This window comes from Methylobacterium sp. AC315 (assembly GCF_979253755.1).
In genome coordinates this window covers 171,607-191,643 of record NZ_CEEDEA010000010.1, presented here as the reverse complement: position 1 = coordinate 191,643, position 20,037 = coordinate 171,607, and the positions used below count along the sequence as shown (strand labels likewise).

At 68.9% G+C, this 20,037-nt stretch carries 25 protein-coding genes; 9 read left to right on the top strand and 16 right to left on the bottom strand.

Features of this window, described 5'->3' with window-relative positions; translation table 11 throughout:
* Positions 1-150 precede the first annotated feature (150 nt).
* The 6 genes from AC0IY0_RS18155 to AC0IY0_RS18130 form a co-directional block, all read right to left on the bottom strand.
* The gene (locus AC0IY0_RS18155; RefSeq protein ID WP_147855938.1) at positions 151-717 is read right to left on the bottom strand and encodes an NUDIX domain-containing protein; all 567 of its coding nucleotides are present in this window, start codon (positions 715-717) and stop codon (positions 151-153) included.
* A gap of 38 nt (positions 718-755) precedes the next feature.
* Complete coding sequence (locus AC0IY0_RS18150; protein WP_246692582.1) at positions 756-1,013, bottom strand: sulfurtransferase TusA family protein; 258 nt, start codon at positions 1,011-1,013, stop codon at positions 756-758.
* A gap of 46 nt (positions 1,014-1,059) precedes the next feature.
* Positions 1,060-1,392: a hypothetical protein gene (locus AC0IY0_RS18145; protein ID WP_147906262.1), complete on the bottom strand. Its 333-nt coding sequence runs from the start codon at positions 1,390-1,392 to the stop codon at positions 1,060-1,062.
* A gap of 215 nt (positions 1,393-1,607) precedes the next feature.
* Entirely contained in the window at positions 1,608-2,000 is a 393-nt protein-coding gene (locus AC0IY0_RS18140) for a hypothetical protein (protein ID WP_471764894.1), read from the bottom strand.
* Between the two features lie 103 nt (positions 2,001-2,103).
* Positions 2,104-3,471 (bottom strand): glutamate--cysteine ligase, encoded by a 1,368-nt coding sequence (locus AC0IY0_RS18135; protein WP_471764892.1) that lies wholly within the window; start codon positions 3,469-3,471, stop codon positions 2,104-2,106.
* Between the two features lie 304 nt (positions 3,472-3,775).
* On the bottom strand, positions 3,776-4,528 hold the full coding sequence (locus AC0IY0_RS18130; RefSeq protein ID WP_471764891.1) for a 16S rRNA (uracil(1498)-N(3))-methyltransferase: 753 nt from the start codon (positions 4,526-4,528) through the stop codon (positions 3,776-3,778).
* 230 nt (positions 4,529-4,758) lie between these two features.
* Between AC0IY0_RS18130 and AC0IY0_RS18125 the strand changes: the two genes are divergently transcribed.
* The gene (locus AC0IY0_RS18125; protein ID WP_147906258.1) at positions 4,759-5,229 is read left to right on the top strand and encodes a hypothetical protein; all 471 of its coding nucleotides are present in this window, start codon (positions 4,759-4,761) and stop codon (positions 5,227-5,229) included.
* 82 nt (positions 5,230-5,311) lie between these two features.
* Entirely contained in the window at positions 5,312-6,259 is a 948-nt protein-coding gene (gene ubiA, locus AC0IY0_RS18120; protein WP_471764889.1) for a 4-hydroxybenzoate octaprenyltransferase, read from the top strand.
* A gap of 15 nt (positions 6,260-6,274) precedes the next feature.
* Here the strand turns inward: ubiA and AC0IY0_RS18115 are convergent, their stop codons facing one another.
* A complete protein-coding gene (locus AC0IY0_RS18115) occupies positions 6,275-6,742 on the bottom strand; it encodes a DUF6101 family protein (protein ID WP_147906256.1) in 468 nt (155 codons plus the stop codon).
* A gap of 422 nt (positions 6,743-7,164) precedes the next feature.
* Between AC0IY0_RS18115 and AC0IY0_RS18110 the strand changes: the two genes are divergently transcribed.
* Positions 7,165-7,980: a 3'(2'),5'-bisphosphate nucleotidase CysQ gene (locus AC0IY0_RS18110; protein ID WP_147906255.1), complete on the top strand. Its 816-nt coding sequence runs from the start codon at positions 7,165-7,167 to the stop codon at positions 7,978-7,980.
* 231 nt (positions 7,981-8,211) lie between these two features.
* Here AC0IY0_RS18110 and AC0IY0_RS18105 read toward each other — a convergent pair whose 3' ends face one another.
* Both AC0IY0_RS18105 and AC0IY0_RS18100 read right to left on the bottom strand, forming a co-directional pair.
* Entirely contained in the window at positions 8,212-8,448 is a 237-nt protein-coding gene (locus AC0IY0_RS18105; protein WP_147906254.1) for an AsnC family transcriptional regulator, read from the bottom strand.
* A 157-nt stretch (positions 8,449-8,605) separates the two neighbouring features.
* Positions 8,606-8,815, bottom strand: a complete 210-nt coding sequence (locus tag AC0IY0_RS18100) for a cold-shock protein (RefSeq protein WP_007565868.1) — start codon at positions 8,813-8,815, stop codon at positions 8,606-8,608.
* A gap of 316 nt (positions 8,816-9,131) precedes the next feature.
* Between AC0IY0_RS18100 and AC0IY0_RS18095 the strand changes: the two genes are divergently transcribed.
* On the top strand, positions 9,132-9,521 hold the full coding sequence (locus tag AC0IY0_RS18095) for a hypothetical protein (protein WP_147854655.1): 390 nt from the start codon (positions 9,132-9,134) through the stop codon (positions 9,519-9,521).
* A 15-nt stretch (positions 9,522-9,536) separates the two neighbouring features.
* Here the strand turns inward: AC0IY0_RS18095 and AC0IY0_RS18090 are convergent, their stop codons facing one another.
* Complete coding sequence (locus tag AC0IY0_RS18090) at positions 9,537-9,740, bottom strand: hypothetical protein (protein WP_147854656.1); 204 nt, start codon at positions 9,738-9,740, stop codon at positions 9,537-9,539.
* 144 nt (positions 9,741-9,884) lie between these two features.
* Between AC0IY0_RS18090 and AC0IY0_RS18085 the strand changes: the two genes are divergently transcribed.
* The 4 genes from AC0IY0_RS18085 (at position 9,885) to AC0IY0_RS18070 (ending at position 11,820) form a co-directional block, all read left to right on the top strand.
* Positions 9,885-10,463 (top strand): type 1 glutamine amidotransferase domain-containing protein, encoded by a 579-nt coding sequence (locus tag AC0IY0_RS18085; RefSeq protein WP_471764912.1) that lies wholly within the window; start codon positions 9,885-9,887, stop codon positions 10,461-10,463.
* A 133-nt stretch (positions 10,464-10,596) separates the two neighbouring features.
* On the top strand, positions 10,597-11,106 hold the full coding sequence (locus AC0IY0_RS18080; RefSeq protein WP_147906252.1) for a metallophosphoesterase: 510 nt from the start codon (positions 10,597-10,599) through the stop codon (positions 11,104-11,106).
* 194 nt (positions 11,107-11,300) lie between these two features.
* On the top strand, positions 11,301-11,591 hold the full coding sequence (locus AC0IY0_RS18075; protein ID WP_471764911.1) for a hypothetical protein: 291 nt from the start codon (positions 11,301-11,303) through the stop codon (positions 11,589-11,591).
* 88 nt (positions 11,592-11,679) lie between these two features.
* Positions 11,680-11,820, top strand: a complete 141-nt coding sequence (locus AC0IY0_RS18070; protein ID WP_187193395.1) for a hypothetical protein — start codon at positions 11,680-11,682, stop codon at positions 11,818-11,820.
* A gap of 497 nt (positions 11,821-12,317) precedes the next feature.
* Here the strand turns inward: AC0IY0_RS18070 and pqqA (AC0IY0_RS18065) are convergent, their stop codons facing one another.
* Both pqqA (AC0IY0_RS18065) and pqqA (AC0IY0_RS18060) read right to left on the bottom strand, forming a co-directional pair.
* Positions 12,318-12,407, bottom strand: coding sequence for a pyrroloquinoline quinone precursor peptide PqqA (gene pqqA / locus AC0IY0_RS18065; protein ID WP_007559223.1), 90 nt, complete (start codon positions 12,405-12,407; stop codon positions 12,318-12,320).
* Between the two features lie 81 nt (positions 12,408-12,488).
* Complete coding sequence (gene pqqA, locus AC0IY0_RS18060) at positions 12,489-12,578, bottom strand: pyrroloquinoline quinone precursor peptide PqqA (RefSeq protein ID WP_007559223.1); 90 nt, start codon at positions 12,576-12,578, stop codon at positions 12,489-12,491.
* 433 nt (positions 12,579-13,011) lie between these two features.
* Between pqqA (AC0IY0_RS18060) and mgtE the strand changes: the two genes are divergently transcribed.
* Complete coding sequence (gene mgtE, locus AC0IY0_RS18055; RefSeq protein WP_147906251.1) at positions 13,012-14,382, top strand: magnesium transporter; 1,371 nt, start codon at positions 13,012-13,014, stop codon at positions 14,380-14,382.
* Positions 14,383-14,491: 109 nt separating this feature from the next.
* Here the strand turns inward: mgtE and AC0IY0_RS18050 are convergent, their stop codons facing one another.
* The 4 genes from AC0IY0_RS18050 to paoA form a co-directional block, all read right to left on the bottom strand.
* The gene (locus AC0IY0_RS18050) at positions 14,492-16,036 is read right to left on the bottom strand and encodes an acyl-CoA synthetase (RefSeq protein ID WP_471764885.1); all 1,545 of its coding nucleotides are present in this window, start codon (positions 16,034-16,036) and stop codon (positions 14,492-14,494) included.
* A gap of 94 nt (positions 16,037-16,130) precedes the next feature.
* Complete coding sequence (locus AC0IY0_RS18045; protein ID WP_471764883.1) at positions 16,131-18,353, bottom strand: molybdopterin cofactor-binding domain-containing protein; 2,223 nt, start codon at positions 18,351-18,353, stop codon at positions 16,131-16,133.
* 23 nt (positions 18,354-18,376) lie between these two features.
* Positions 18,377-19,351: an FAD binding domain-containing protein gene (locus AC0IY0_RS18040; protein ID WP_471764881.1), complete on the bottom strand. Its 975-nt coding sequence runs from the start codon at positions 19,349-19,351 to the stop codon at positions 18,377-18,379.
* Between the two features lie 10 nt (positions 19,352-19,361).
* Positions 19,362-20,015: an aldehyde dehydrogenase iron-sulfur subunit PaoA gene (paoA, locus tag AC0IY0_RS18035; protein ID WP_471764910.1), complete on the bottom strand. Its 654-nt coding sequence runs from the start codon at positions 20,013-20,015 to the stop codon at positions 19,362-19,364.
* Between the last annotated feature and the right edge of the window lie 22 nt (positions 20,016-20,037).

The window sequence follows — 20,037 nt, the reverse complement described above, 5'->3', positions numbered from 1 at the left end:
CGGGCCGGCGCCGGGTGCGCAAGCCCGATCCCATCGACGTCCTGATCGTCGGCGTGATTGGATGGAGGTTCGTCCGGGTTCGCTGCGCTCGCAATGACGGCGAGAAGCGTAGTCTGTCATTCCAACGTGTCGCGGGCGAGCTTCAGTCGGCTACGCAAACAGCTCCGGCCGTCGCAGTTGAAGCGCGAAGAGCAGCAGCAGCGACTTCATGTCGGTGAGGGCGCCGCGGCGGGTCATGGCCAGGAGTTCCGGCAGCGGGATCTCGTGCACGGCCACCGCCTCGCCCTCCGCGGCCAGGCCGCCGCCGGCGCCGGTACGGTCGGATTCGCCGTAGGCGGCCAGGAACAGGTCCATCCGCTCCGTCGAGATGCCCGGCATCGTCCAGGCGCTGGCCACGAGGTCGAGGGCGCCGAGGCGCAGTCCGGTCTCCTCGGCGGCCTCGCGCCGAACCTCGTCCTCCGGCGCGCCGTCGTCGAGCAGCCCTGCCGGCACCTCGACATGGCTCGGCGGACCGCCGGAATAGAGCACCGGCGCCCGGAACTGCGAGACCAGCGTCGCCACGCGCCGGACCGGATCGTACGGCAGCACCGCGACGGCGCGGCCGTGATCCTCCATCTCGCGCGTGATGCGCGTGCCATCGTCCTGCATCACCTCGGCCACGAGGTAGCGGGCCCAACCCTCGTGCACGAGGCGCACGCCCCCGATCCGTGGTGCCATGCCGTCTCCGCCCTATCCCTGAGAACCGGACGGATCGCTCAGGAATGCGGCGGCTTCGCGGAGGCGGTCATGCGGAAACACAGGCGATCTCCGCAGCGCTCGGCCGAATCCAGCCGGGCACCCTCCTCACGCACGAGGTTCGGGATGTCGATCATCGCCATCGGATCCGTGCAGACGACCACCAGGACCCGCCCGGTGCCCAGCGCGCGCAGGGCCTTGCGGGTGCGCAGGACCGGGAGCGGGCATTTCAGCCCGGTCAGGTCGAGTTCGACACGATCCGGTTCGTCGTCCTGCACGGGGTCGGCCTCATCCCGCACCGAGACCCTGGCTCGCGACGACTGACTACCACTCGTGATAGCCGAAGACCGGACCGCGATACGTGTCCGGCGCGAACACATAGTAGGTCGGGCCGTAATAGCCGTATTCCATGCTGCGGCCAGGGGTCGGCGCGTAGCCGTATCCGTAACCGAACGGCGCCGGATAGCCGTACTCGCCGTAATAGCTGTATTCCGGACGGACCGGGACCGCGGCGACGAACCTGCCGCCCACGTGCGGGCGTGCCACCGGGACGGCGCGTTGGGCACGATACGGGCCCAGATCCGCGGCGCAGCAAACGCCGCCGGCCGTCACGGCGGATAATACGCCGGCCGCGAGAGCGACGGTGTGGCGAGTCATGGCGTCGGTCTCCTGACGAGGACGATTCGGCCTCGGGGGGATCCGATCACATGGCCGGCGACAGACTAGCATTGCGGGCCTTGGCCGAAGCTTGCGCCTCCCGTTTAAGGTGATTCGGAGAGCGGGCCAGGCCTCGGGCGACCGCGTCCGACAGGCGGCAAAAAAACTCCCGGCCGCGATGGGACCGGGAGTGTGGGGCAGGCTCGAATTCGGGCTTACCAGCCGTAATCGTCGTAGCCGTAAGCTGGGTAGCCATAAGCGGGATAGCCGTAGCTGCGGACCGGGGCGTAGCCGTAGGCCGGATACCCGTAGCCGCTGTCATAGCCGTAGCGGGGAGCCGCACTGGCGGCCAGCGCACCGCCGATGATGCCGAGGGCGGCACCGGCCGCGACGGCGCCGGCGACACGGCCGCCGTAGCCGCGACGGTATCCGTAGCCGCCACCGTCATAGCCCCGGCGCCAGTCGATGGTGTCGATCTGGGTGCTCGGGCCGCCGACCTGCACGGAATTCTGCGCCGGAAGGGGAGCCGCCTCAGCGGCGGTGAATGAACCGGCGATCATGGCCAGGGCCGAGGCGCCGGCGACGAGCGATGTGGTGATGCGAGACATGGACACTTCCTCCACGCGCTGAACCATCGGCGTGAGGACCGTCAGATATCGCACTTCGTTCCGCGCCACGGTGTGCGGCCGCACGGTCCCGGGAGTTGCCGGTTCAGAACACGCATTCCGAGAAGGCCGGGCGCACGCAGGCACCCCAGCGGCCCTCGTAATCGGCCAGCAGGTCGTCGGCCCGGGTGCGCCCCGCCGTGACGATCGCCTCCAGGGGCTGGAGATAGACGGTCTCGTCGCGGCCCTCGGCATCGCGGCGGGCCCGGGCGCGCAGACCCGCGCGGGCGATGGCCAGCGCCTCGGCGGCGACCGCGCCCAGCGTGGTGTTGGCGACCGGCGTGGCGAGCCCCAGACGCGGCGCCGTCGCCCGGGCGGCCTCGCGGTTGGCCGGGCTCCAGCTCTTCACCAGGTCGAGGGCCGCGTCGAGGGCCGATTCGTCGTAGAGCAGCCCGGCCCAGAACGCGGCCTGGGCGGCGATCATCCCGGGATCGCCGACATCGGCGCCGCGCATCTCCAGGAAGCGCTTGAGCCGGACTTCCGGGAACGCCGTGGAGGCGTGGTTGGCCCAGTCCGCGACCGTAGCGTACTCGCCCGGGAGCTGCGCCAGCTTGCCGGCCATCAGGTCGCGGAAGGAGGCGCCCGACACGTCGTGATAGATGTCGCCGCGCTTGACGAAGTACATCGGCATGTCGAGCAGCCAGTCGACATAGGCCTCGTAGCCGAAGCCGGATTCGAACGCGAAGGGCAGCATGCCGGTGCGATTGGGGTCGGTGTCGCGCCAGATCTCCGAGCGGCGGGACAGGAAGCCGTTGGGCCGCCCGTCGGTGAACGGCGAGTTGGCGAACAAGGCGGTGGCCACCGGCTGCAGCGCCAGGGAGGCGCGCATCTTGCGCACCATGTCGGCCTCGGAGGCGAAGTCGAGATTCACCTGTACGGTGGCGGTGCGCAGCATCATGTCGAGGCCAAGCGAGCCGACCTTCGGCATGTAGCCGGCCATGATCTTGTAGCGGCTCTTGGGCATGACCGGGGTCTCGTCCCGGCGCCAGCGCGGGCTCATGCCCAATGTGAGGAAGCCGATATCGAGGGGATCGGCCGCACGCTTCGTGGCCGCGAGATGGGTGGCGAGTTCGGCCGCGGTGCCGTGCACGTCCGGCAGAGCCGCGCCGGACAGCTCGAACTGTCCACCCGGCTCGATCGAGATCGCCCCGCCTTCCTCGGCCGACAGGCCGATGATCTTGCCGAGGTCGAGGATCGGCTCCCAGCCGGTCTCGCGGGCGAGCCCCTCCAGCAGGGCGCGGATGCCGCGCTCGCCGTCATACGGCACGGGCTCACGGGTCTCCCGGTAGAACGGGATCTTCTCGTGCTCCGTGCCGATGGCGAATCGCGCGCGCGGCTTCTCGCCGGCGGCGAACCAGTCGATCAGTTCAGCGCGCGTGGTGAGCGGCGTGTTGTCGTTGCTGTCGCGCGCCATGCGCTGCCTGCCCGTGCCTGTGAACTATGCCTGGGATGGGAGCGCACCGGACTGCTCCAGCGTGTCCGTCCGGTTCGACCTCGTCCCGCCCCATCCAGCGGGCGGAGTCCGGACGGACACCCGCACCGGCCCTCTGGGGAGAGCGGCGCGGGCGAACATCCGTTCCGGGACATAATCGAGGCGCTCGGAACCGACAACGCGGCGCCGTGGACCCGGACGCCCGTTCGACCCGGTTCGACGGAACAATCCCGCGCTGCACCGCTCCGATGTGCGCCGCCACACATGCGCTCGGTCGATGCCGACGTCAGCGCGCGTCGCCGAGCACCGCCTGGACCAGGGTCAGCACCACGACCGCGGCCGTGTCGGCACGCAGGATGCGCGGACCCAGCGACAGGGCCACGGTATTGGGCCGGGCCCGGATCGCCGCCCGCTCCTCCTCGGAGAAACCACCCTCCGGCCCGACCAGAACGGCCAGCGGCGGCGGTGCGGCGGGGTCGGCGGCCTCCCGGAGCGCCCGCACCGGGTCGCTCACCGGGGCGTCCTCGTCGCAGAACACCACCAGCCGCTCGGGCGCCAGGCCCGCAAGCGCGTGGCCGAGCTTATCCGGATCGCAACACTCGGGGATCGCCAGGATGCCGCATTGCTCGGCCGCCTCGACGGCATTGGCACGCAGGCGGTCCATGTTGATCCGCTCGCCCTGGGTGTAGCGCGTGATCACCGGATGAATCGTCCCGGCGCCCATCTCCACGGCCTTCTGGGCCAGGTAATCCAGGCGCGCACTCTTCAAGGGCGCGAACAGGTAGTGCAGGTCGGCGCGTGGCGTCTGCGCGCGGGTACGCTCGGCGACGTGGAGGTTCGCGCCCTTCCGGCCGGTCTGGACCAAATGCGCGCGCCACTCGCCGTCCCGTCCGTTGAACACCAGCACGGGATCGTCGGGTCCCCGACGCAGGACGTTGAGCAGGTAATTCGCCTGGGCGCGGTCGAGCGGCAGCACGGTTCCGGCGGCGAGGTCCGGTTCGACGTGGAGGCGCGGGGCGATGAAGTCGTAGGCCGGCATGGCCGGGTGGTCGCGCGGCCCGGCCGGGCTGTCAACGCACCGCGCCGTCGACCTGCGTCCAACGACATGTTGCCGAAAGGTTACGAGGGCGACTTTTTGGCGCTTCTCCCACACGCGCAACGCCTCGCCGGTTTGCCGCTCGATTGACGCCACATTCCTATGGCGAACCCAACGGAACGGAGTGGAGCCGGCGTCACGCGGGTTCCGGCAGGCGTCGAGGGAGTCGCAGGATGGCACACGGGAGCTTGAGTCTGGGGGCGGCGGCGCTCGTCGGCGGTCTGCTGTTCGGAACGGCGGCCTTCGCGCAGGGTGCCGCGCCGGAATGCGGCACGATCCAGAAGACCCTGGCCGAGCGCAAGGCGCTAGTCTCCCGCGCAAACGCGGCGTCGAACAGCAAGAAGAAGATGACCCCGCAGGAGGCCTGCGCGCTGTTCGGCAAGCTGCAGTCCAACGGCGCAGAAGGCATCAAGTGGATCGCCGCCAACAAGGAATGGTGCTCGATCCCGGATTCCTTCGCCGAAGGCTTCAAGGCCGACCACCTGAAGGTCAGCGGCATCCGCACCAAGATCTGCAGCGTCGCCGCTCAGGCCACTAAGATGGAGGCGCAGGCCCGCGCCCAGGCGCAGAACGGCGCCAGCAGCGGCCTGCTCGGTGGACCGGGCTTGACCGGCAGCTTCAAGCTGCCGCAAGGCGCGCTGTAGAGCCGTCCGGGAGAATTGCGGGCGGCGCGACCCCCTCCGGGGCGGGGGGGATGCGTACGTGGGACGACCGGAGATCCGACCGATGAGCGGGACGGCAGCGGGGGACGGGCGTCCGGCCGACGCGGTCACCGGACATTGGGTCGAGCGCGCGGCGCCACGGTCCTGGCGGCCCTATCTGCGCCTGGCGCGGATCGACCGGCCGATCGGCTGGTGGCTCCTCCTCCTGCCGTGCTGGTGGTCCTCCGCGCTGGCGGCGATCAAGGCGGACCTGTCTTTTCCCGATCCCTGGCACTGCCTGCTGTTCCTGGTGGGTGCGGTGGCGATGCGCGGGGCGGGTTCGACCTACAACGATATCGCCGACCGCGACCTCGACGCGCAGGTCGAGCGCACGCGCCAACGCCCACTTCCCTCCGGACAGATCCGGCCGCGCCACGCGGCCCTGTTCCTGCTGGCTCAGGCGCTGGTCGGGCTGGCGGTACTGCTGCAGTTCAACGAGCAGGCCGTGATCGTCGGGCTCTGCTCCCTTCTCCCGGTGGCGATCTATCCGTTCATGAAGCGGGTGATGCCGATGCCACAGGCGGTGCTGGGGCTGGCCTTCGCGTGGGGCGCGCTGATGGGCTGGGCGGCCCTGTTCGCCCGGCTCGATGCCCCGGCGCTGCTGCTCTACGCGGGCACGATCTGCTGGGTGGTGGGCTACGATACGATCTACGCGGTCCAAGACATCGAGGACGATGAGCTGGCCGGGATCCACTCCTCGGCCCGGCTGTTCGGCCGGCACGTGAGGGGGGCCGTCGGCCTGTGCTACGCGCTCGCGGCGGCCTTCGTGGCGCTGGCGGCCCGGGATGCGGGGGCTGGACTGGCCGGATCGATCGGGGTCGCGGCCTTCGCTGGGCACCTGGCCTGGCAGGTCCTGTCGTTCCGGGAACGTGACGGGCGCGGGGCGCTCACGCTGTTCCGCTCGAACCGGGACGCCGGCCTGATCCTGTTCGTGGGCCTCGCGGCGGACGCTGTGGTGCGCAGCCTGTCCTGAGTTCCGGCCGGGGTCTCAGGTGCGGGCGATGATCTCGTTCTCACCACGAAAGATCTGCGGCCGGGCCGGCAGACGGCCGGTCTTGCGGCGGGCGAGGAAGCGCGGCCGACGGGCACCGAGTCCGGCATGCCGGCGGCGGATGCGCACGCGCCCAAGGATCAGCCGGCCGATCTGCTCGGAGACCGGCACCAGGACACCGTCCTCCCGGACGATCATGCGGACCAGCCCGGCCCGGGCGGCGATGTCGCGCCAGACGGCGACCACGTCGTCCTCGTCGAAGCAGCCGAGGCGATCCAGCTCCTCGCCCTCGGCATCGACCAGGATCAGGCTGAACCGGTCGGCGCCGCAGATCTCGGCATCCTCGGTGGCGTAGGCCAGGGCGATTCCAGCGGCCTTGCGGGCGCCGGAGATGCGGCCGATCACCGGAAGCGGCGATGCGACGATGGCGAAATCGGCCAGAGCAGCGGCCCCACGGGCATCCATCGAAGGTCCTTCGCGGCGTTCGTCCGTGAACGAGGAAGTGTTCATCTGTGCGCGTCCCTGGAGCAAGTGGCGACCCGCTCGGGGCCGTCCGTTATGCCAAGCAAAATCGCACCCGAACTCCTCCGCACAGCTTAATCACCGTCGTTAAGCGATTCTGGACGGGGATGTCATTTGAGGAATGCTCAATGCTTCCTTGAATGCTCAACACTTCCTTGCGAAGATCGATCGGTCTTGATCGATCCAGGGGGCAGAGTGCGGATCCTTGTGGCCGTGCCGGCTGCGCCCTACAACGGACGGTACCGGGCGGCATGGCCTCCCGGTACCCAACACCGCCTGCCGAGCCGGCTCACTTCATCCGACCTGCCGGGCGGAGGCCCCGATGTGGCCCGATCCCGGGCCTGACGCATGCCCCGCGGAGCGCGATGCCCGAGCCCATCACCGACGCGGCCGTCTCCGCCCTGATGCCGGACCTGCGCGCGGTCATGCGCGAGGCCGCCGACATCGCTCGCCCGTACTTCAAGCTGGGCGGACAGACCTCCGCGCGGATCTGGTCGAAGGCGGGCGGGTCTCCGGTGACAGAGGCGGATGTCGCGGTCGACACCTTCCTGAAGATTCGCTTGAGCGCCCTGGTGCCCGCGGCCGCGTGGTTGTCCGAGGAGACCGCGGACGATCCGGCGCGCCTCGGCCACGACCTCGTGTGGATCGTCGATCCGATCGACGGCACCCGGGCGTTCCTGTCCGGGCATCCCGACTGGTCGATCGCGGTCGCCCTGCTGGCCGGCGGCCAGCCGCGGATCGGCTTCGTCCACGCCCCCGTGGGGAACGCCGATTACGAGGCCGTTCTCGGACGCGGCGCGACCCGCAACGGCGAGCCGATCCGGGTCGATCCCAAGGAGACGCTTCAGGGCGCGCGCATCACCGGCCCCAAGCCGATGCTCGACCGGCTGTCGCGCGGGGCCGGCGCCGGCGTCGATTTCGAGCGGATCGACCGCATTCCATCACTCGCCCTGCGGCTCGCCCGGGTCGCGGAAGGCTCGGTCGATGTCGGGCTGATCTCCGGCAATGCCCGCGACTGGGACATCGCCGCGGCCGACCTGATCCTGCGCGAGGCGGGCGGAACGGTCTGCGACCTCAAGGGCGAGGCGACCACCTATAATCGGCCGGACCCCGTCCACGGCGAATTGCTGGCCACGCCGGTCGTGCTGCGCGACCCGGTCCTGGCGGCCTGGGACCGATAAGGTCGAACCAACCCGCACCGGGCGCGACCCCTTTCCCGGACATCCGGCACGTTCGTGGACGGTGATCCGAACCGGCAGTCAAAGCGCTGCATGCGACGGGGAAAGCGACGGCGCGAGAGGAGCAGCGCCGCTGCACGACCTATCGCACGTAAGAAGCCGCGTTCGATCCGAGATCGAACACGGCCCTGTACGTCAGGCGTGCCTGGCAGATCCGCCGAGGAACGTCGGCCCTCAGGCCGCCGCCGCCTCGCGGATGACCACAGCGTTGGGGGCCAGCCCCAGACGCTCGGCCAGATGCCAGCGCAGTTCGCGGGGGGAGTGATAATTGTAGGACCGATCGATCAAGTTGCTCAGATCGGTCTTAGCCTCATTCGCGGAATTGGCCCGTGCCAGCCGACCGACCCGGAAAGTCGATGCATCGGTGACGGGAGAGCGGACGCCGCGGCGCCGCGTGTATTCGAACATCATTATCGCGTGTGTCTTTTCTTTTCTGGACCGAACGTCTGTGTGCGCCCGGCGTCGTTTCTGCTGGTTGCCTCCGACGCCCCCTCGACCGAGCGGTCTCGCCCGGATGGAAGCGTCGGAAGGGGGAGCCGCCGCGCGGCCGGTAAGAACCCGCTGGGGTTCAGGCCGCCTGAAGGTTGCCGGCGGCGTCCTTGCCGCTGCGCTTGTCCGTCAGGATCTCGTACGAGAGCCGCTGGCCCTCGACCAAGTTGCGCATCCCAGCCCGCTCTACAGCGGAGATGTGAACGAAAACGTCCTTGCCGCCGTCATCGGGCTGGATGAAGCCGTAGCCCTTGGTCTCGTTATACCACTTCACAGTGCCGGTGTTCACGTAGGATACCTCATCGTCCATAGGCCATGCGCACGGCGAAAAAGCCGCGCGATGCACCACGGTCTTGCTGGGTTGGCCAGTGTGGCAGGGCGCGAGACGCTGGGCGTTAAAAAGCACCGGTCTCGGTGGGTAAGCCCCCCGAGGCTCTATTTAGGCGTTGGCTGCGGCGGCAACAAGGCGTTTCGGGCACAACTTCTGCGTCGCAGGCCGCGACTGGGCCGGCGCGGCGGCGTGACGCCCCCTGGGATTTCCGCCGGGCCCGATGCATATACGGAACGCGGACAGGCAGTTAAGGCGCGAGGCTCCCGGGCGATACATGGCAGGCATTTCGGTCTCGCTGGACGGTGCGAACATCCAGCTGTCCTTTCAGAAGGACGATCAGGCCACGGCGGTGGTGATGGATGCCCGCGCCGCGCGCGCGCTGGTGCGCGCCGTCGGCCAGCTTCTCACGGCCATCGACGACACGGACGAGCCGGACCTGGGCGATGGCCTGGGCGACGAGGAGATCGCCATGCTGGACGTGACGTCCTCGGCGATCGAGATCGGCACCGACGAGGAGGGCCAGGCTGTCGTTGCGCTCCAGGCGGGCGCGTTGCCGCCGTTCCAGCTGCGCCTGACGGACGAAGAGGCCCGCCACGTGGTGACGAGCCTCTCCGAGATCCTCAGCGCGCCGCGCGACGTACGCACCTCACACGGCGGCCATTGATCACATCCGGGTCGATTACATCCGGGTTCCCGGGTCGGTGGGCGCACCCGGGAAGACATCGGGCTCCGAGCCCGGCCCGCCCGGCTCGCCGATGCCGGGATCGTTCACGGGATAGGGCGAGCGCGGCCCGGTCGGACCGATATCCGGCTCCTCATCGGGCGTAGGCGGCGGAGGCGGCAGATCGCCGGGCGTAGGCTCGGGGAGGCCTGGATTGGCCATGGCGGTCTCCTGTTGGTTTTCGGGATGCCGGACCAACGGGCCGATTCTCCGGCGGTTCCAGGCGACGGCCTCGCGATCCGCCGCCATCGGAACACGGCCAATCGACCTCGGTTGTCCGGGCAAACCCCCAGAAGGAGGCTCGCCATGCCCGATATCCGCCAGGCCAAGATCCTGATCCTCGCAACGGACGGCTTCGAGGAGAGCGAACTGACCGTTCCGCAAGCCAAGCTGGCCGACGCTGGCGCCTCGGTCGCGGTGTCCGCACCGCAATCGCGCGAGAGCAAGGGCACGATCCGCGGCTGGGACAAGACCGACTGGGGCAAGGAGGTCGCGGTCGACATCGATCTCGAGCGCGTCGATCCTGCCGACTACGACGCCCTGGTGCTTCCGGGCGGCCAGATCAATCCCGACAAGCTGAGGCTCGAGCCCAAGGCGCTTGAGGTGATCCGGAGCTTTTTCACCTCCGGCAAGGTGGTCGCCGCCATCTGTCACGCGCCGTGGCTACTGATCGAGGCCGGCGCGGCCAAGGGCCGCGACATGACCTCGTTCGCGTCCATCCGAACCGACGTGATCAACGCCGGCGGCCGCTGGCACGACCGGGAGGTCGTGACCGACCAAGGCGTCGTCACCAGCCGCAACCCAGGCGACCTCGATGCCTTCTGCGCGAAGATCGTCGAGGAGATCCAGGAAGGCAGCCACGGCACCCGGCAGCTGGCGGCCTGAGGATTTCGCACGGCGCAGGTCCTGCCGATCCCGCGGCGTGAACGCGGGGTCGGCCGCACCCGATGTGGTTTCCGATGGCCATCGCCATGGTCGGTCGTATGGACATCGGGACGAACGCTGAGGGATCGCACAGGTGGCCACCTTCTTCACGGGCGATACCCATTTCGGCGACCTGCGCGCCCTGCGGTTCGACCACAGGCCCTACCCGGATCTGGACGCCCACGATGCCGGCCTGATCGCCGCCTGGAACGCCGCGGTCGCGCCCGGCGACACAGTCTGGCACCTCGGGGACTTCGCCCTCGGCCCGAGCGGTGCGCGGATCCGCGAGATCCTCGACGGGCTCAACGGCGAAAAGCACCTGATCGTGGGCAACAACGACGGCCCCGACACCCTCGCAGCACCCGGTTGGGCCTCGGTGCGCCATTACGCCGAACGCGTGGTCGACGACCGGATGGTGGTGCTGTGCCACTACGCGTTCCGGACCTGGAACGGGATGGGCCGGGGTGCCCTCAACCTGCACGGCCACAGCCACGGCAAGCTCAAGCCGATGCCGAAGCAGTACGATGTCGGCGTCGACCCGATGGGGCCGGCCCCGGTGGGACTCTCCGCAATCCTCACCTCACGGCTCCGTCGGAAGGCGTAATCCGGTCGGAACCTTCACGCCAGCTTCACCGTTTCAGCGGACAGAGAGGGGGCGGACTTGATCCGCTCCAGAGAAACCCGGCGCTCCGCCTGCGGGGCTACCGAATTGACCGTTCCGTGAGTGATCCCGTGCGTATCCGTTCGGCCTCTCCCAAGACCGGCTTCTCCACCCTGTCCGGCCTCGCCAAGTCGGCGTTGGTCGGGGGTCTGTCTCTCCTCGCTCTGAGCAACGCGGTGCTGGCCCTGCCGGCATGCCTCGACGCTCAGCGCAAGGTGGACGAGGCCAGCGCCCTCCGCTTCCAGGCGCGCCAGGAGGCGCGGCTGGGGAACCATGACCGCGTCTGCGATACGCTGGACGAGGTCGGCGACCGCTACGACGACGCCCGTGACGCCTTCGAGCGCTGCGGCGAGGGCGTGGTGGCCATTGACCTGCGCAGCGAGCTGCGCGGTCTCCGCATCGCCAAGAAGATCAACCGCTGCGACTGATCGGGTGCGTTCACGCACCGCATACGTTCAGGCCCTGCAGCATCATCCCGACACGAGCGACGCACGTCGCCGACAAGGTTATGCGCCGATGACCACCGCCCTGCTGTCGTCCGACCTCCAGGCGCCCACCGCCAACCGCACCGGACCATCCTTCGCAGCTGCCCTCTGCGGCTTCATCAGCACGACCGTCGCTACGACGATGCTGCTGGTCCTGATCGGCACGCTCTGAGCGCTCGCCGCGGAAGTGGGTACTGGTTCGGCGTGCACGAGTGCGTCGACACAAGGGCTGAGTGCGGTGGCAGCCGCATCACGCTGCACTTGATCGACGGGACGAACAGATTTGGGGTTGGTTCTGTGAAACCCTCATATCTCTGTTGTCACACGTAATATCTGCCTAGTCGGGCGTCAGTACAGACGGTCATGCGCCCTTGAGCGGGCATGGGCGCTACTTGTGTGACTGTTGTGCTGCACCGCGCGTAATGGATTCGAACCACCACTGGCGTTGCCGTTCCGGTTTATCGCGCGCCAGCTTCATCGGAGCAGTACAGGATCCGCTGCCGCTTTAGCGGGTGGAGCCGGTCTTTAAAGCTGCCGCGCAAGCTGAAGATCAGGCGGCCTGATGTCCGACAGACCGGTATCCGGCATCCTGACCGTGTGTTGCGCATGAAAAAGGCGCCGCTTCGAGTGAAGCGGCGCCTTCCTTCGTTCTGTCGAACGATAGACGTCTTAGTTGAAGGTGTCGATCTCAGCCGACTCGTAGCTGGTGACTTCCATGCCGACGCAGATTTCGGACACGATGGGGGCGGACCAAGCCATGATATGACTCCAAAATGGAAATGATGGGACGAAGAAGGCCTAACTCCCCGGGTCGCAGAGCCAACCCAGGGTAGGGCCTGCTCAGTTGAAGGTGTCGATCTCGGCCGACTCGTAGCTGGTGACTTCCATGCCGACGCAGATCTCAGACACGATGGGGGCGGACCAAGCCATGGCGTTTCTCCTCGTTGTTGCTGAGATCCATATAGGCAATATCTTGGGCGCAATACAAGCGAGCACAACACTTATATTTCTCATAGGGAGCTGGGGCGTAGGGCGCGGGTGCCGTCGCGGCTTCTCGGCCACGCCCCGGCGCGATCGTGAAAGCGAACTGGGAACACGCAGTGGTTTCGGCTTGACGGACTATTCCCGTAGGGGCACGAGGCAGCCGCGTCGGGCCTCCATGCGGGTGGCCCGCGCTCCCTTTCAGCATCGACAGCGAAGCGACGTGCCAGACCGATCGTGCCTGCCGTGCCCGGCGACGCGCCGTCATCCCGCCTGAGCCGCTGAGAGGCCCGGCCGCGGGGTGAGCGGCGTGGGCCGCCGGTCGCGGCCCTCAACCAGCAAGACCGGCGGCGCGCCGTCTCGTCATCCGCGAGGCGAGGCCATGAACGAGATCGCCCCCATCGACGCGCGCGTCGACCCCTCCGTGCTGGCCGCACGCCTCTCGGACGAGCGCGCCCCCGACATCGTCGAGGCCCTGAACGACGAGGCTCCCGAGGTCGCCGCCGCGATCATCCTCGGCCTGCCGATGGATCGGGCGATCGAGGTGCTGGACCAGCCCGAACTCGATATGGCCGCCGACATCATCGAGATGCTGCCGCGCGACCGGGTGGCGGCCTACCTCTCGGGCATGTCGGCCGACCGGGTCACGGACGTGTTCCGGGAGATCGAGGAACCCGGCCGTTCCGACCTGCGCGCCCGCCTCGACGCCGAGACCCGCGGCGCCGTCGACCGGCTGTCGGCCTACGGCGAGGAGACGGTCGGCTCGCTGATGACCACCGAGTTCGTCACGGTGCCGGGCACCTGGACGGTGGGCCAGACGCTGGAGCACATCCGCCACGTCGAGAAGACCCGCGAGACCATCTACGCGATCTTCGTGCTCGATCCGCGCACCCGGGCGCTGACCAAGGCGGTACCCCTGCGCCGCCTGATCTCGGGCGACCCGAGCGACAACGTGCTCAGCGTCGCCCCGGGGCGGCGGCCGCTGGCGGTGTCGCCCACGGCGAGCCGCGAGGAGGCCGCCCGGCTGATCTCGAAATACGACCTGCTGGCGCTGCCCGTGGTCGACGCGGTCGGGCACCTGATCGGCATTGTCACGGTGGACGACATGATCGACGCCATGGTCGAGAAGCAGACCCAGGACGTGCAGCGCTTCGGCGGCATGGAGGCGCTGCCCGAGCCCTATATGGATATCGGCTTCTTCACGATGATCCGGAAGCGCGCCGGCTGGCTATGCGCGCTGTTCCTCTCCGAAATGCTCACCGCCTCGGCGATGCAGGGTTTTGAGGGCGAACTGGAGAAGGCGATCGTCCTGACCCTGTTCATCCCGCTGATCATGAGCTCGGGCGGCAATTCCGGCTCGCAGGCGACCTCTCTGCTTATCCGGGCACTCGCCCTGCACCAGATCCGCCTCGGCGACTGGTGGCGGGTGGCGCTACGCGAGCTGCCCACCGGCATCGTGCTGGGCAGCATCCTGGGGGTCATCGCAGTGATCCGGATCGTGGCCTGGCAGAAGCTCGGCCTCTACGATTACGGCGAGCATTGGCCGCTGGTGGCCGCCACGGTGGGTTCGGCCCTGATCGGGATTGTGATGTTCGGCTCGCTCGCCGGCTCGATGCTGCCGTTCATTCTGCAACGGATCGGCTTCGACCCCGCCACCGCCTCGGCCCCGTTCGTGGCCACGCTGGTCGATGTGACCGGGCTGGTGATCTACTTCTCCGTGGCGCTGCTGATCCTGCGGGGGACGCTGCTGTAGGGGCGCGTTTGCGGTTGCTTCCGGCCGGGAATGACAGGGCGGATTTCCGGAGCGCTCCGGATGTATTCTTCGGAGCTCTCCTTCCGCGGAGAGGTTTGAAGAGGCCGCTTCACCCCATGGCCTCGGCCAGCCGCTTGCGCTGCACCTTGCCGTTGGCCGTTCGGGGCAGCGCGTCCAGGAACCGGATCTCCCGCGGCCGCTTGTAGGCGGCAAGCCGGGCCTCGCACCACGCGAGCAGGGCCTCGGCGTCGGGTTCGGCACCGGGCTGAAGCACCACGAAGCCGCAGATCACCGAGACATCGGCGCGCACCGGCAGCTCGGCCACCCCGACTTCCGCCACGGACGGGTGGGCCGAGAGCACGACCTCGACCTCGTTCGGCGAGACCCGATAGCCCATCGCCTTCATCAGGTCGTTGTTGCGGCCCTCGAACCAGACGTAGCCGTCGGCATCGAGCCGGGCGAGGTCACCGCCGACGAACCAGTCGCCGCGCATCACCTCGGCTTCCTCGTCGGGGCGGTTCCAATAGCCGAGCATCAGCGCGGGCTCCGAGCGGTGGACCGCCAGGAGGCCGGTCTCGCCGGCGGGCAGCGGCACGGGCTCCCCCTCCACCGGGAGGATCGCGACGCGCCGGCCGGGCTGCGGCCGGCCCGGGGAGCCGGAGCGCACCGGGATGGTGGGCCCGCTGGAGATGTAGGTCGAGATCTCGCTCATCCCGAGCGCCTCGTAGAGGGGCTTGCCGGTGGCGCGGGTCCAGGCATCGAGCAGCTCGATCGACAGCGGCTCGCCGGCGGTGCAGCCGTGGCGCAGGCTCGACAGGTCGTGGCTTTCGAGGGCGCCGTACTTCAGGATCTGGCGGTAGAGGGTCGGGACCGCCGCGAACAGGGTGGCGCGGTATTCCGCGATCAGGCGCGGCCAGACCGACGGGTCGCGGGGGCCGTTGTAGAGCACCGCGGTGGCGCCCACCGACCACGGATCGCTCAAGCCGACGCCCAGCGTGTAGGTCCAGTTCATGGTGCCGGCATGCAGCATCACGTCGGACTCGCCGAGCCCGATCCAATGCTCGACCATGGGCCAGCGGCCATAGGCGGCCCTGTGGGCATGGAGCACCCCCTTGGGCCGGCTGGTCGTGCCGGAGGTGTAGATCAGCATCGCCGGGTCGTCTGCGGCGGTGTCGGCGTAGTCCGGAAGCGGGGCGGTGCCCTTCAGGGCGGTGATCGCGGCGGCGTCGAGCAGGATGCGGCTGCCCAGGGCCGCGGGCGGCACCGCGCAGCCGCCGCCGACCACGATCGCCCGGGCGCCGGAATTCTCCATCAGGAATTCGGCTTCGCCCTCGGTCAGCTGGGGCGAGGACGGCAGGGCCACCAGGCCGGCCGCTAGCGCGCCGAAGTAGGCCAGGACGTAATCGGCCTCGTTGCCCATCCGGATCATCACCCGGTCGCCGGGCGTCAGCCCGAGCCCGAGCAGCCCCGCCGCGATGCTGCGCACCGCGCGGTCGACATCGCCGAAGCTGACCCGGCTCGCGGTGCCGTCGCCGACCAGCACCAGCGCGGTCTTGTCTGGGCGCAGCCGCGCATTCTCCGCCAGGCAGTACCGGGCCGCGTTGAAGCGGGCCGGGGGATGGCGATGATCATGGAGCCGGAGGGCGTCGGACAAAGGGCGTTCCCCGCGTCTTGGGTTTTGCCCGGGTGTCCCGCATCGGCGCGCCGCCCGTCAACCTCGGGTGAGGCCAGCGCCGATGCGGAGCGCGTCAGGTCCGGCGTTGGGCCTGACCCTCCTGCTCCTCGAACCCTTTGAGCACCTTGTCGAGGGTCATGGGATACGCGCGGATCCGGATGCCGGTGGCATTGTGGATCGCGTTGGCGAGGGCCGCCCCGGCACCGCAGATGCCGAGCTCGCCGAGCCCCTTGCTCTTCAGCGGGTTCGTCTTGTCGTCCAGTTCGGGCAGGAACACCGCGTCGATCACCGGCACATCGGCGTGGACAGGGACGTGGTACTCGGCCAAGTCGTGGTTGACGAAGAAGCTGTAGCGGGAATCCACCACCGCATCCTCCATCAACGCCGCGCCAACGCCGAAGGTCATGCCGCCGATCGCCTGACTTCGCGCCGTCTTCGCATTGAGGATGCGCCCGCCGGTGAAGACGCCCAGCATCCTGCGAAGCCTGATCTCCCCGGTATCGGCATCGACGCCGACTTCCGCGAAGTGTGCGCCGTAGGAGTACTGCGAGAATTTCTGCTTCATCTCCCCCGGCTTGATCTCGCCGGAGGCCTCCAGGCCGGTGCCCGCGAGGTCTTTCAGCGATTCCGTGCGGTTGCCCGAGGTCACGGCGCCGTCCCGGAAGGTCGCGCCCTCCGGGTTCAGGTCGCCCGCCTTCAGCAGCGCCTGCCGGAGGTTGTCGCAGGCGACGTAGAGCGCAGATCCAGCCGATCCGGCCCCGAACGAGCCTCCCGAGCCGGACGCGAACGGGAAGTCGGTATCGCCCATCTCGACCCGGACACACTCGACCGGAAGCCCCAGCATCTCGCCGGCGATCTGGGTCAGGATCGTGTAGGTGCCGGTGCCGGGATCGGTCATGGCCATGCGCACGACCAGCACCCCGTCGGGCCCAAGCCGCACCTTGGCCGAGGACGGCATCAGCGGATTGAGCCGGGCGGCGGCCGACATGCCCATGCCGACGAGCCAGTTGCCCTCGCGCCGGCTGCCCGCCGCCTGCCGCTTCTCCCAGCCGAACAAGCGGGCGCCCTCGCGCATGCAGGGCACGAGCTGGCGGGTCGAGAACGGCACCTTCTTCTCGGGGTCCTCGGCGGGCTCGTTGCGCACCCGCAGGTCGACGGGGTCGATCTTCAGGTGCTCGGCCAACTCGTCCATGGCGCATTCGAAGGCGAGCTGCCCCACGGCCTCACCCGGCGCGCGCATGGCCGAGGCGATCGGCATGTTCAGGTTGACGAGCCGATGGCGCGTCACCCGGTTCTGCGCCGCGTAGAGCGAGCGGGTGACGTTGGCGGACGTTTCGAAGAAGCCGTCGCCCTCTGCGGTGTCGGACCAGGATTCGTGCCCGATCGCCGAGAGACGTCCGTCCTTGTCGGCTCCCAGGCGAATCCGCTGGATCGTGTCCGTGCGGTGGGTCGCGACGTGGAATTCCTGCTGCCGGGTCATCGCGACCTTCACGGGCCGACGGATCACCTTGGAGGCCAGGATCGCCAGGGTCGCCTCGGGCTGCACCTGCAGCTTGGCACCGAAGCCGCCGCCAATATACGGGCTGACGATCCGCACCTTCTCGGGCGGCAGCTTGAGCACCGAGCCGAGGGCCTTCTGGCCGCGGTTCGGCATCTGGTTGGCGGTGTGCAGCACCACGCCGTCATCCTCCCAGGAGGCAATCGTGGCGTGCGGCTCCATCTGGGCGTGGATCTGCGGCGGCGTGGTGTATTCCACGTCGAGCTTCACGGGTGCCGCCGCGAAGGCGGCATCGAAATCGCCGAGCTTCGAGTCCGGGGGCGAGTTGACCGGCTTCGGCTCGTAGGCCGCCGCCATGTTGTCCTTCAGCAGCGCCTTGGGCTTGGCCGCATCGTAGCGGACCTTGACCAGCATGGCGGCGGCCCGGGCCTGCTCGAAGGTCTCAGCGACCACGAACGCCACGGGCTGCCCGTAGAACTTGATGTCGGTGCCCCGGAGCTGCGGCCAGACCTGCTCCTTCTTCTCACCCTGCTCCGGCACGTTCTCGTGGGTCAGGACAAGGATCGTCCCCGGGGCTCGGCGCGCGGCCTCGGCGTCGATCGCCCGGATCGTGCCGGCCGCGATGGTCGCCGGGACGATGTAACCGTAGGCGGGGTTCTTGAGCGCCTTGGTCTCGTAGGCGTAGGGCGCGTGCCCAGTGACCTTCAGCGGTCCGTCGACCCGGTCCAGCGGTTTACCGACGAGGCCGTCGGGACGGTCGTCGAGGGGCGTCCGGCCGATCGGCTGGTTCATCTCCATGGGACTTGTCCTTGCCGGGTTCTCTACGCGCGGGTCGCCTGCGCCATGACGGCGCGCAGGGTCCGCCGCGTCAGCGGGATCTTGAAGTCGTTGGCGCCGTAGCCGCGGGCGCCCTTCAGCACCGCGTCGGCGGCGGCGTCGGCGGAACCGGTCCGTACCAGCACCTCCTCGGCCTCGGCCACGCGCCAGGGCTTGTGCGCCAGGCCGCCGAAAGCGAGTCGCGCCGCCGTCGGCTTACCGCCCTCGGCAGCCGTGATGATCGCGGCCACCGACACGGTCGCGAAGGCGTAGGACGCCCGGTCGCGGACCTTGCGGTAGATGTGCTGACCGGCCACCGGCTTCGGCAGCGTCACCGCGGTGATGATCTCGCCCTTGCGCAGGTCGGTCTCAACCTGCGGCGTGTCGCCCGGCAGCCGGTGGAAGTCGGCGATCGGGATGGTCCGCGCCTGCCCGGCCGGATCCATGGTCTCGATGGAGGCATCCAGCGCCCGCATCGCGACATTCATGTCGGACGGGTTGGTGGCGATGCAGCCCTCGCTGGCGCCCAGCACGGCCATGATCCGGTTGAACCCGCCGATCGCGGAGCAGCCGGAGCCGGGCTCGCGCTTGTTGCAGGGCATCGCGGTGTCGTAGAAATAATAGCAGCGCGTACGCTGCAGCAGGTTGCCGGCGGTGGTCGCCTTGTTGCGCAGCTGGCCCGAGGCGCCGGCCAGCAGGGCCTTCGCCAGAACCGCGTAATCCTTGCGCACGCGCACGTCCGCGGCGAGGTCGGCGTTGCGCACCAGTGCGCCGATGCGCAGGCCGCCCTCCGGCGTCGCTTCGACTTTGTCGAGGGGCAGCCGGTTGACGTCGATCAGCGTCGCCGGGGTCTCGATCTGAAGCTTCATCAGGTCGAGCAGATTGGTGCCGCCCGCAATGAACTTCGCGTTCGGCCGCTCGGCCGCAAGCTTGGCTGCGTCCTGCACGGTGGCCGGACGCTCGTACGTGAAAGCCTTCATGTCCGCCCCCTCAGAGGTTGCTGGCGGCGGTATCGCGGATCGCCGCGACGATGTTCGGATAGGCACTGCAGCGGCAGATGTTGCCGCTCATCCGCTCCCGGATCTCGTCGTCGCTGAGGCTCGGGGTGGACGCGACGTCTTCGGTGACGTGGCTGGGCCATCCGGCCTTCGCCTCGCTCAGCATGCCCACCGAGGAGCAGATCTGACCGGGCGTGCAATAGCCGCACTGGAAGCCATCATGCGCGATGAAGGCGGCCTGCATCGGATGGAGCGTGTCCCCGGTCGCCAGTCCCTCGATCGTCGTGACCGCGTCACCGTCGTGCATCGCTGCGAGCGTCAGGCAGGAATTGATCCTCCGGCCATCCACCAGCACCGTGCAGGCACCACACTGACCATGGTCACAGCCCTTCTTGGTGCCGGTGAGGGCCAGGTGCTCGCGCAGGGCGTCGAGCAGGGTCGTGCGCGTGTCCAGGACCAAATCGCGCGCCTCGCCGTTGATCGTGAGGCGCACAGGCATCGTCTGCGCGGCCAGATCGCCGGGGGCCGCGGTCGCGGCGGCCGCCGCCCGGAAGCCGAGGGCGCCGAATGCCCCGGCTGCGGCGCAGCCTTCCACGACAGCACGCCGCGTGAGAGCGAACGGCTTCGTCGGAGTGTCGTCTGTCATGCTGCTATCCCGCCCATGCGCG